Raw genomic sequence first — 12,266 nt, 5'->3', positions numbered from 1 at the left:
CTAAAAAGTCTTATATACTTTAATTCACAACATCTCCAATACCAGAACTAGTATTTTGGTCATATTCAAGTCCATGAATACACACTAAAGGCATATTGACTCCTCGTTGTCCCATTACTAAACCAGCAGCAGCTGCCAGCAAATCACAAAGCGTTTCAGCTGTACCAGCTTCTTTATTTATCCTTAAGCCATTTAATCCGTATAAGCCAACTGCTACCTGATTAGCACCTTTTTTATCTGCCCTACCGTCACTGTCAGTAATGATTACACTAGTTTTTACACCTAATTCTTGGTAAAAAGTATTGCTGATGCGTTTAGCTGTTAAATCACAATTCTTAGGTAAAGTTATCGCTGTATTATTTTTACCCTTGTCAACACCGCCACTAGTTAAAAACAAACCGTTGGGAAGCCAAGCGCCAATATGATTTCCACTTATTTCTAATTTACTACCAGATGGGCCAGCGGTTTGGTCAATAATCACTTGAATTAAACTGGCATCCTTTCTGGGTATGCGTTGATGAATTCTTTTTGCCACAGAAGTTGGTGCTACGTGGCTTAAATCCACAATATTGCCCTCCGCCATTGAGCAAATTTTAGACGCTACACAAATAATGTCGTCAGCAGCAATCTTGAAATATTCTTTTTTGACCGTTTCAACTAATATTCGGGACAAGTCACAAGTTTCAGATATCATGGGCACGCCTTGCAAGCCAGTAATCGTAACCATATAAAAATTCTTATCATATCCGTTATTATTATTTTTCCTTAATATATTTATATAATACTCTAAAAAGTCGAACAACACTATGTATTTTATGGCTTGGGCAGCATAAAAAAGCATTACTCTTAATGATCTTGATGAAGTTAACAATTAAATCTAGGTCTAGGAATTTGTATAGTGAAAAAGGCCATTTTAACTATTGAAAATGGCCTTTTATATTACTTCTGCTACTAGTAAAAGTGCTACATGTTACGCTTTTTATTATATTACATGAAAGCGTGACAAAAATGGACAGTAATAAATTTCTCAAGCGTAATCAAATATTATTACCGCTAATCAACCTGCTATCGAATTTTGGCAGTATTCTAGTTGGAATAGGCGGCGCACTAATTATCCGCGAATATTCAGATAATATCGTTGTGAATGGCTTGATATCAAGTATTAGTTCCTTAGCACTTATTTTGAGCGTCTTATTTATCGGATCAAGGCTTGATAATGTCGACAAACGCTGCACGTTAATTTGGATATATATCTTTCTGTGTTTATTCTTATTACTGCCGTTTACTTTTCCCCAAAAATACTTTGTCCCCTTATATATTCTGGTTGACCTTTGCATTACAATGTTCAGTTTAGTTGAAGGACTATCATTTACGGGAAATTTAAAATCTCTTCTGACTGATAATTCTCTCGAAAAAACCATTAACTACAATTCTATAGCTGGTCTGATCGGTAATATAGCCAGTGTAGCTGCAATAGCAGTATTGATTTTGACTACGCGCAATTATTTATATTTTCTCTTAGTAGCAAGCAGCGGTTTTTTCATTAACATTTTTCTAGCTCTAGCTTTGCACCAAAGGCATTTTGTTAAAGATAAAAACAATTTTAAAACCATAACTCATTTAATCAAAGTCTGGCACGAGATTATTACTAGTAAAGGCCTGCGCGCATCAATTATTATTGCCATGTTTAATGGTGCTCTCCAATCTGTATTCAACGGACTGATGATTTACTTCTGGAAAACAATTGATCCTGCATACAGTCAAGTATACTGGCTGCTGCTTGCTGTAATCAGTGGTTTCTTATTGGGAGCAGTGCTTATTCGCTTTGATAACCGCTTTTGGTTACTGTGCGCCTTAGTCATAATTACCACTTTAGCATTAAGTGTGTTCTTTTTAAAACAAACAATCGCTACCATGTGCATTAGTACGGTGTTAATTTATGGAGAAACTTTACCAATCGGTAATTGGTGCAGCAAAGTTAGAATTAAAAGGACTAGTAAAAATGTTCAGTCTGCTCAATCAAGTTTTTTGCAACTAGGCAGTTCACTGCTAAATATCTTTTTTACCGTCGGAATTTCAGCAATTGCCAATGTGCTGCAGCGACCTGCTCTTACGCTCCTTGCTAGCGGAATTTCGTTATTACTAGTTTTTGTCACTCTTGGTATTAACGTGCAAAAGTATCGCTTAGGTAAAAGCAACAGCTTTAATTAAATTTTTTCTTCCTTATACCGCAATTTAGCAAAACATAAAAAAGTTCTATCTAGTCGTTTTTACTATGATAGAACTTTTCTAATTATTATTTCTCAATTGCTAAAAATTAGCTTTTTTAATATAGCGATTCTTACCAACAATATAGTACAGCTTATTATGCATTTTAATAGCTCCACCATATGTTCTGATCGTTTGTTTCTTTTTCAATACTTTACGACCAGAACGCTTTACTTTCTTATTAGCCTTCCTGGTGTAGATATAGGCGTTGTGCTTAAGTTTGCGTTTGATACCTGTTACATTATTAGCTTTAATAAAAGTATCGTTTCCAAGTTCGTAATATTTCTTATTCTGAATAAGCCTACTGCCATAGGTTTTAATTTTTTTGCCAATAAAGTATTCGCCAGCTTTACGGCCACCATTTTGGTCATATAGATAGGAATTATGACGAACAGTTCGAATAACACCATTTCTCGAATAAACATAAGTAACAGTTTGTGGCTGGGCGCTAAAGAAGCCGGTAGCATTAACAGGTCTAAGTTTAAGAGTATAACCTGTAATAGCCAAAGCCTTAGTAATGTAGCCTTCACCAACAACGCCAGTTAAAACCTTAGACGGAGCAATTTCATTTTCATTCTCATCCTGATAATGAACTTCAACTCTTGCTACAGTATTATTATCATTTATCCCTGAATTTGTTCCATGACCGTTTGAACCTGAACTGTTTGAGCCTGAATTATTATTAGAATCATTCGTTTTGTAAATAAACATAATATCATCTACATTTTCGCCTATCAGTCCTTTAGCATTTTTCGGCATAGCCGTTAAAACATAACCAGGAATTTCTTTGACTTTAGCTTCATAAGGAGTGCCGTATGTGCCAGTGTAGGTCTCATCAGGCGCTAGCGTCTTGCCCTTTTCATCTTGATAATGAGCTGTTATTGTAGTTTCACGCACGTACGTTTCATCTTTTGCACCATCTTGCCAATTTTTCATCAGTTCATCTGATGACCATTTTTCTGAGGCCTCAGGGCGCTGCATTGTTCCGTTAACACCAACATTTAACCAAGTTCCTGGTGTATCAAGACCCATTTGTGAAACGTGTTTGTTTACTTTTCCCAGTTTCAAAACTAGCAATCCTGCTTGGCCTTTTAACATGTAGCCACAATTAGTTTTGTCGCTAATTTTAAAATTGCTGATATCTAGAGTCCGTAAGTTCGAAAGTTCAGGATATTTGTTCTTTGAAGTATCAACATAAAGATAAAACATTTGCCCCATGTTAGTTACATTTCTTGTATCAAAACTTGACACGTTCAAACTGATTAAACTATTCGTATCTCGAAACATGCCGTACATGTCCGTAACATTTGCGGTATTAAAGTTGCTAAGATCTAAGGATGTTAACTTATTACATGCTTGGAACATACTATTCATAGTTGTAACTTTAGAAGTATCAAAGCTAGAAATGTTCAGCTCTTTTAATTTTGTACATTTGAAAAACATTCCACCCATATCAGTCACATTACTAGTATCAAAGTTGGAAAGATCAAGGGACGTAAGTTTAGAATCCCAACCAAAGACTTGGCCAGTACCGCTAATATGAAAATAATACATACAGAACATTGCCGCCATATTTGTCACATTATGGGTATTAAAATTACGGACGTCAACGGTAGGTAAACTTGCACAACAATTAAACATATACTCCATATTTTTAACCTTAGAGGTGTCAAAGCTGGTAACATTTAATTTTTCAAGACCCTTACACTCTGCAAACATAAATGACATATCTGTAACTTGGGAAGTATTAAAATTCTGCAAATCCAATTCTTTGAGACTTTCACAACCAGCAAACATATATGACATATCTTTGACTTGGGAAGTATCAAATTTACTTAGGTCAAGATCTTCGAGATTGGTACAGGCTTCAAACATAGAATTCATGTTTTTAACATTTGAGGTATTAAAATGAGAAAGATCTACGTGTTTAAGACTACTGCATTGGGCAAACCAGGCATACATGGTGGTTGCTTCCGAAGTATCAACGTTTTCCAAGCCTTCAATATCAGTTAGGCCTCTAAGACGAAGAAAAACTGACTTAACATCGCCGACAACTTTAAAGTAGCCGTCAAAGATTACCTTTTTTACATGCGTACACTCAGGGTCTCGTCCATCTTGACCTAGAAATCCAGCTACGAGACCAGCATTACTTACAATGGTCGGGTTTTTCTTATCATGACTCCCACTCACAGTTAATACGTTAGTTTCACTATCATAACTTTCGTCAGCATTACCCCACTTACCTGTTTTAATAGTTTTTGTACTAATTTTATTTTCATTCTTAGTGATGTCTGTCTCTGGTTGATCATTACCAGCAGAAGTTTGAGAGTTGGAATTTTTATTGTTGCCCTGCGGCGAGTCTACACTCCCATTTTGAGTTTCATCTGCATTATTTGTAGTACCATTAGCATTTCCTTCTGGTGCAGTGGTATTCGCATTATCAGTAGTGCCTTGATTACTTCCTTGAGACACAGTACTATTTGCTACTCGAGTTTTAACACGACTATCATTCTTGTCAAAGTTTTGTGCAGTGTCTTGTGCCCCTGAATTACTATCAGCCTTTACCACATTAGTATTTAAAATTGTTAAACCAAGTGCAGCTGCAGTTAAACTGCTAAAAAGCAGCGCTCCAGTCCGCTTATTGCGATCTAATCCTTTATTCATTTTTCACCTCAATGATAAAATTAATCTAATCTTGCTACTAAAAAAGTATGTATATTATTACAATTTCAGTATATACTTCATTTAATAACATTGCAAATAGAATTATTTTCATAAGAGTGCTTAAAATAGCCATAAAATCAACATTAATAATAAATTAAAATAACAATTTTACTGTTATCGGATAATATATGCATATATGTTTTTAAAATTAGACTTAATAATTTTAAGATCAATCAACTAATAATAAAAGCAAACAGCAAGCCGCTAAAACTACTAAGACCAAAAACAAGCCACTTCTATTTCTAAAAATGACTTGCTATTTCTTTATTAAGGAGATGTACTTAATAAATTATAGTTGCTTTATTTGCTCTTCTATATTTAATACTTCTAAGACATCCGTGGCACACTCAGCTCCTTTATTGCCTGACTTACCACCGGCACGATCGGTTGCTTGTGCGACCGTATCGGTCATAAGTACACCAAACATGACTGGAACTGAGCCATTAGCTGATGCGGCAGCTAGCTGAGAAGTAGTACCTTCACAAACATACGTAAAGTGAGCCGTTTCACCTCTAATTACAGCTCCTAATGCAATAATGCCATCAACCTTGCCACTCTTTGCCAGGCAGTTGACTGTACGAGCAATTTCAAAGGCACCGGGTACTTTCACAAGCACAATATTTTCATCTTTCACTCCTGATTTTTTCAATTGTGACACTGCTCCAGAAAGTAGGCGGTCAGTTACCACACCATTAAACTGAGCAACGACAATACCAATCTTTTTATCCTGTCCCTGGGCAATGTTGCCAATAATTTCTTTCATGTTAATCTACCTCGTTTAAAATATGATTCATTTCATGCTTTTTAGTTGCCAAGTAATTCTTATTTTCTGCGGTCATGCCTACTTCAACAGGTATTCTTTTGACAACTTTAATGCCATAATTTTCTAATTGCGTTACTTTATCCGGATTATTGGTCATTAATTCAACTTCGCTCACGCCTTTTTGCCTTAAAATTTCAGCAGCAACATTATAACGGCGTGCGTCAACCGGCAAGCCAAGATGCTGGTTAGCTTCAACTGTATTCATACCTTCATCTTGCAGCTTATAAGCTCGTAACTTGTTTTCTAGACCAATTCCCCGACCTTCTTGACGCAAGTATAAAACTGCTCCTGATCCATTTTGCTCAATTTTTGTCAAAGCTGCGGCAAGCTGGGCGCCACAATCACAGCGTTTAGAACCAAAAACATCCCCAGTCAAACATTCACTGTGAAGCCGCAATAAAAGAGGCGCACCTTTTTTTACTTCACCCTTACTAATTAACAAAGTCGGTTGCTTTTCAGGATGCTTTTTATCCCTGAAGCCTTCAAGCTGGAAATGACCGTGTTTAGTCGGAAAGTCAACCTTGGTAAAAGATTCAATCCCTAAATCTTTGTTTGCCTGATTCTTGCGGTATGCAATTAACTCTTCAATGGTCAAATAAGGAATACCAAGTCCTTCTGCTAAAGCCTTTAGGTCTTTACGTCTGGCCATCGTTCCGTCTTTTTTAATGCACTCGCAAATAAAGCCTACAGGTGCAACTCCTGCCAATCTGGCCAGATCCAAAGCAGCTTCAGTATGACCTGTCCGTTCTAGTACACCGCCTTTTTTAGCTACCAAGGGAAAAACATGACCTGGATGATAAAAATCAGCCCACTGGCTATTAGGATCAGCCAGTTTTTTAATAGTTTTAGCACGGTCAAAAGCTGAAATTCCCGTAGTGGTTTCAGTGGAGTCAACACTAAGGGTAAAAGCCGTGCCAAAAGTATCGTTCGAACCAGTTTCAATTGGTTTTAGTTGCAAGCGGTCAGCGTATGCCTTACTCATCGGCACACATAATAGTCCGCGCGCCTTAGTAATCATCATATTAACTGATTGAGGCGTTACCTTTTCAGCCAGACCAATCATATCCCCTTCAGACTCACGCTGCGGTGAATCAGCCACAATGACCAACCCACCTGTCAGCATATGTTGTAACACCTTTTGCATTTTTTCATTCAGTTGTTCTGTCATTTTTTCCTCCATTAAAATTCCTTTTTCCAAGCTTGAATTTGTTTGACAGCGTACCGACCAATCATATCCACTTCAATATTGACTTTGTCATGCACTTGGTAGTGGGCCAAAGTAGTATTTTGTATGGTATAAGGTATTAAGCTCACTCCGAAATGATCATTTTGCGCCATTGTTACGGTTAAACTAATACCATCAATGGCGATTGACCCTTTTTCAACAATAAAGGGGGCATACTTATGTGGTACTGCAAATTCTAATTCTATGGAATTCTCATTTTCGTTTCTTATTACCAGTTCAGCTGTAGTATCAACATGACCCGCAACAATATGACCATCAAGCTTACCGTTTAAAGACAATGAAGGCTCTAAATTTACCAAACTGCCTTTTTGCAAATTGCCCAAATTAGTCCGTTTCATTGTTTCCGGCATCACGTCTACTGCAAAGTCATTATCGCTCCAAGCGGTAACGGTTAAACAAATACCATTAACGGCAATGCTTGCCCCTAAAGGCAAATCTTTTTGCACTAATTTAGGAGCGCAAATACCTAGTCTTGCATGTTGCTCACTAATTTCCAAACGGGTTATCGTTCCCGTAGTTTGAATTATTCCTGTAAACATTCTTTTCTCCTCACGCGAATTCTGACATCTTGATTGAATTTTTTAACGTCTAAAAGTTGATAATCACTTTTTTCTGCTAAAGCCTGGCCAAACACAGCAGGTAATGCGGTACCGCCTAAAACTAAAGGAGCAATGTATGTCACTATTTCGTCAGCCAAGTCCGCTGCTACAAACTGGCTCTGGACATTGCTGCCACCCTCAACTAATAATGATTGAATTTCATGTGCGGCTAAAAACTGCACAATTTTTGAAGGTGTCCATTTAGCAGCAGTAAAGCAGCGAACATTTTCAGCTACTTTTTGTGTCAGTTTAGTTCTACTTAATAGCCAAATTTCGCCTTGTGTCTTAAACATGCGACTGTTAAAGTCTAATTGATTAGCATCTTTAGTAAGCACTATTCGAATAGGCGGCTTGGGTAAATTCTTAATTCTGACCGTTAAAAGTGGATTGTCTATTCGCAAAGTATTTGCCCCAATTAAAATTGCTTGGTTGTGCAAACGCAACTTTTGCACATCCACCTGAGCTGCATCCCCAGTCAAAATTGTTCTTCTTTTACCTGCAGCATTAATTTTGCCATCAATGGACATTGCATATTTAAGCGTCACAAAAGGCCTCTTTTTGTGATAAAAAAAGTTATAAGCAACGTTTAAATTTTCTGTACCACCGATTATCTCAGTTTGCACCCCATGGCTTTCTAGATATTCAATACCCTTGCCAGCTACAATTTGATGAGGATCAACCTGACCAATAACAACTTTTTTTATTCCGGCCTCAGCGACCTTTTTGCAGCAAGGAGGTTGTTTACCGTAATGGCTGCAAGGCTCTAGCGTGACATACAAAGTTGCACCTTGTGCCTGCTGGGGATCAGCTAAGTGTGAGAGTGTATTCGCTTCTGCGTGTTCCTTACCAAATTGATGGTGGTAGCCGGTCGCTAGAACCTGATTGTCTTTAACCAAAACTGCACCAACTAAAGGATTTGTCCAAGTCATTCCCTGAGCTTTCAATGCTTCTTGAACTGCCATTTGCATATAATCCTTATCCTGCACTAATTTCACTTCCTAAGCATTAAAAACCTCGTTGATTCAATCAACGAGGCTTATTTTATATTCATCAAATAAGATTTCAGCGAAGTTTAATAACGACGCGAGTTTTCTGTCTAATCTTGTTTGTTCTTCTCCCATCCAGACTTTAACTGTCGGTACTAGACTCACACTAGTTCCACCGCAAAACGCGGGTCACGGACTTCAATTATTAATTGTCACCGTCGGTAGGGAATTGCACCCTGCCCCGAAGAAACCGTATTCAACTTATTCCAGTATAATATAGATATCCTATGTCGGCAATAGCAATTTATTTTTATATCTTTTTAATTAAATAATTTTGATTCATAACAGGTCTCTAATTCTCAGCAATATAGTGATACATATCACCTGATTGAACAAAACTTATAGGTATTTTCTGCGTCTCAATCGCATTTGGTAACCAATGAACCATATACTTCATACCAGCTTCTTCAGTATTAAAATGACCAACTTGTACAATACATTTATTCAAGCCCACCATACTGCTATCACGAATATATTCAGCTAATGTAAAATCAATCATTTCCATGGTCAATAAACAGTCTATATCTGTTTTATCAATCTCTTCTATACACTTTTTAGCTTCTCCAAGATTGTGCTGAGGGATCATTAATTTTTTACATCTAGTTTTAGGATTTCCCTCAATCCTACACCCATTTAAATTTAGCTTATAGATTAAATGTAACCCGATTTCTTCAGCTGTCATAGGATTAGGCAAGTCAATAAATAATGGTATTCCTAAATTTGGATGCAAGTATTTCTCCCAGCCTAGTTCTTTAGCAAAACCATAAAAAATACCGTCTACCCATTCACTAGGCTCACCTGGCTTTGGTATGCCAGAATGCAAATGATCGTGGTCTCTTCTTACAACGATTTTATACTTATCTAATAATTTTATTTTTGCTAAAAAAGTTTTATTATCACTATCCTTTAGCCATTTTTGTTTATCACCATGATTCCAAAACAAGGCTTCGTGAGCAATTATCAAGTTTGCTCCTCTTTTATGGGCTTCTTCAATTACGTTAGCCGTAGCCCAGCAAGTTGTTACAATACCATAGCATTCATCATCTATATGTTTTTCTCCATAAAGAATCCTATCCCTTGTAGTATCATGTCCTAAAGGTTCAGTTGGGTTTTGAGGCCAAACTCCGCGTTCATATGAAATAAGATGATCAATAACTTCTCTTATTTTCATTAAAGCAACTTCCTTTTCTACTTATTTTGTATACTTTCCTCTTTAATTAATTCTCTGTCATATAACTTCAAAAATGGAGTACAAATAAATATATCTAATATTAATAGACCTATCCATAATATACAGTTTTTCCAGTCCATTGAGGCCAAAAAGACCTGAATAAAACCAGGGGTTGACCAGGGAACCATAACGTAAAACTTTCCCAAAATATTATATTGCATCAATAAATATGCAATTGTTAAGTTAATTATTTCTGAAATCACAATTGGAATATAAAAATATAAATTTAAAACGGTCGGAATACCGAAAATCAACGGTTCATTAATATTAAATAAATTACCTGGTAAACCTATTTTCCACAACGTTTTTAATCTCACAGATTTTGCAAACAAAATCATTGCAATTATAAATGCCGTATATGTAATCCATCCACCAAATACGGAATAAAATGAACCAGCAAAAATATGTGTCATTGGCTGACCAGCATTATATTGTTTTAAATTCAAAGCTACATTTAATGTAGTTATAGGTGTAACTATTGCTCCAAGCATGTTATTGCCGTGAATCCCAAAAAACCAAAGAGTAGTTGCAGTAAATGCTATTAATAATACTACTGGCAAAGACCCGGTTAAATTAGTAAATGGCGTAAACAATAAATATATAACTGAAGCAATATCATTATGCGTGAAGTTTACACACCAATTATTTAAAATGAACAAGACAAATGTTATAACTAGCATAGGTAATAGCACCTCAAAAGGAGCTGCAACATTTGGTGGAACACTAGATGGAAGCTTGATTGAAATATGGTTTGAAATAAATAAGCGGTTTACTTCAACTGTAATTATAGCAACCACAATTCCAGCAAACATTCCCACTGCACCTAAATTTTTTGCTGGCAAATAGATTATATTTTTGATAGCAATTGGTGGAGATGCAATTATTAAAAATGCTAAAATAGCTGTTATTTCATTAGTAATCAGATTCATCTTATAGTATTGTGTTAAATAGTAAGCAATGGCAATTACTGTATATAGACCAAGTAGACCCATGGTTAAGTTATAAGGTATAGTAAGAATTGCAGCATTTACAGTTGCCCAATTTCTCCAACTTATCAAAAATGAAGATATAAAGTTTGTAGCTTTAACTGCATTCGGCACTGGTGGCGAACTAATTATAGCTGCTATACCACCAATAATAGTAACAGGAATTATTGCAGTCATACCATCTCTTATAGCAGCCAAATACTTTTCATTAGAAATTTTACCTGCAATAGGAGCAACTTTTTGTTGTACCCAAGTTATGACTATATTTTGTTTTTTTGAATCAGTCATTCAGATTTCCTCCTTACATAAAATTTGTTTCTTCAATTCAATTGTAAGCTATTATGAAATATATTTCAATATTATTTTTAAAATGAAATATATTTCATATATAATTAAAAAAGTGAGGTTGTTATGGATATAGTCAATCAATTAGAAACTTTTCATTCCAAAATGTCCACTAAAGAAAGAGAAGCAACAGAAAAGATATTAAAAAATCTTAAGCCATTAGCGTCTTCTTCTGCCAAAGAAGCAGCATTTATCTACGGAACATCTACTACAACTCTTGTTCGATTAGCTAAAAGAATAGGTCTTTCCGGTTATAGCGAATTCTCTTTTCAGACAAAATTATATCTTCAAAATAATGCATCTAAAGAAGAAGCTAGCGACAGTAGTAATGAACTTTCAAAAGTAACAAACGGATTCTGCAAATCTATAAGTAAAATTCCTACTAATTCAAATAATGAAAAAATAATTCAGCTTGCAAAAGAAATACACGATGCTAAGCGAACATTTTTTATTGGTTATGGATATACAGGATTAGTTACTGATTACCTAAAATTTATGTTTCTTACACTCGGTAAAACTCCTATTATTTATGATGATGTATCAATGATTAATCATGTTGATCAATCCTTAAAAAAGGGTGATTTAGTTATTGTTTTTTCAGTTTCAGGTTCTTTGAAACAATATAAAAAAATATATAAAAAATGTAAGCAAGAGAATATTTTACTTACAATAGTAACTATGAATCCGAATCTTAATATATTAAAAGATATTAGTTTGAATTTTATACTTCCGACAGTTTCTACTGTTAACGAAAATTTACAAGTTCAATCAATAGATCCTCAACCTATTTTTTGGATTTTTGCTAGTGCTTTAACACGAATATACAAAAACATTTTCAGTACTAAATAATCAACTGAATATTATGTATATTTTAGAAACATTCCATTATATCAACTAAAGCACAGTAATTTAGTAAAATTTCTAAACTTGAAAAATTATAAATTGATATTCTATATTAATTATTTCTTAAACTAAATAAAAAACATCTTACTGAAAAA

Annotated in this window: 10 protein-coding genes and 1 riboswitch; of the genes, 2 read left to right on the top strand and 8 right to left on the bottom strand. The window is 35.3% G+C overall.

Annotation, left to right across the window (positions count from 1 at the left end; all coding sequences use genetic code 11):
- Positions 1–19: 19 nt before the first annotated feature.
- Positions 20–727, bottom strand: coding sequence for a coenzyme F420-0:L-glutamate ligase (locus tag ACFQ32_RS07625; protein ID WP_046324261.1), 708 nt, complete (start codon positions 725–727; stop codon positions 20–22).
- Positions 728–1,008: 281 nt separating this feature from the next.
- Here ACFQ32_RS07625 and ACFQ32_RS07620 point away from each other — a divergent pair, with 281 nt between their 5' ends.
- Positions 1,009–2,211 carry a hypothetical protein gene (locus tag ACFQ32_RS07620; RefSeq protein WP_046324260.1) on the top strand — a complete coding sequence of 401 codons (1,203 nt, stop codon included), beginning with the start codon at positions 1,009–1,011 and terminating at the stop codon, positions 2,209–2,211.
- Positions 2,212–2,310: 99 nt separating this feature from the next.
- Here the strand turns inward: ACFQ32_RS07620 and ACFQ32_RS07615 are convergent, their stop codons facing one another.
- The 7 genes from ACFQ32_RS07615 to ACFQ32_RS07585 form a co-directional block, all read right to left on the bottom strand.
- Positions 2,311–4,932, bottom strand: a complete 2,622-nt coding sequence (locus ACFQ32_RS07615; RefSeq protein ID WP_052724615.1) for a BspA family leucine-rich repeat surface protein — start codon at positions 4,930–4,932, stop codon at positions 2,311–2,313.
- A 349-nt stretch (positions 4,933–5,281) separates the two neighbouring features.
- Positions 5,282–5,755 carry a 6,7-dimethyl-8-ribityllumazine synthase gene (gene ribH / locus ACFQ32_RS07610; protein ID WP_046324259.1) on the bottom strand — a complete coding sequence of 158 codons (474 nt, stop codon included), beginning with the start codon at positions 5,753–5,755 and terminating at the stop codon, positions 5,282–5,284.
- Between the two features lies 1 nt (position 5,756).
- Positions 5,757–6,983, bottom strand: a complete 1,227-nt coding sequence (locus tag ACFQ32_RS07605; RefSeq protein WP_046324351.1) for a bifunctional 3,4-dihydroxy-2-butanone-4-phosphate synthase/GTP cyclohydrolase II — start codon at positions 6,981–6,983, stop codon at positions 5,757–5,759.
- Between the two features lie 11 nt (positions 6,984–6,994).
- Positions 6,995–7,600: a riboflavin synthase gene (locus tag ACFQ32_RS07600; protein ID WP_046324258.1), complete on the bottom strand. Its 606-nt coding sequence runs from the start codon at positions 7,598–7,600 to the stop codon at positions 6,995–6,997.
- Positions 7,585–8,646, bottom strand: coding sequence for a bifunctional diaminohydroxyphosphoribosylaminopyrimidine deaminase/5-amino-6-(5-phosphoribosylamino)uracil reductase RibD (gene ribD, locus ACFQ32_RS07595; RefSeq protein WP_209423799.1), 1,062 nt, complete (start codon positions 8,644–8,646; stop codon positions 7,585–7,587). The genes ACFQ32_RS07600 and ribD overlap by 16 nt, the downstream gene beginning before the upstream one ends.
- A gap of 119 nt (positions 8,647–8,765) precedes the next feature.
- Positions 8,766–8,899, bottom strand: a riboswitch (FMN riboswitch).
- Between the two features lie 99 nt (positions 8,900–8,998).
- Entirely contained in the window at positions 8,999–9,877 is an 879-nt protein-coding gene (locus tag ACFQ32_RS07590) for a Nif3-like dinuclear metal center hexameric protein (protein ID WP_046324257.1), read from the bottom strand.
- Positions 9,878–9,894: 17 nt separating this feature from the next.
- Entirely contained in the window at positions 9,895–11,211 is a 1,317-nt protein-coding gene (locus ACFQ32_RS07585) for a PTS sugar transporter subunit IIC (RefSeq protein WP_046324256.1), read from the bottom strand.
- A gap of 123 nt (positions 11,212–11,334) precedes the next feature.
- On the opposite strand from ACFQ32_RS07585, the gene ACFQ32_RS07580 reads away from it, so the two are divergent.
- Entirely contained in the window at positions 11,335–12,117 is a 783-nt protein-coding gene (locus ACFQ32_RS07580) for a MurR/RpiR family transcriptional regulator (protein WP_046324255.1), read from the top strand.
- Positions 12,118–12,266 lie beyond the last annotated feature (149 nt).

The sequence above is a fragment of the Lactobacillus melliventris genome, from assembly GCF_042679465.1.
Classification (GTDB): domain Bacteria; phylum Bacillota; class Bacilli; order Lactobacillales; family Lactobacillaceae; genus Lactobacillus; species Lactobacillus melliventris.
The sequence above is the reverse complement of the archived record's forward strand: the minus strand, read 5'-3'. Positions and strand labels throughout refer to the sequence as shown.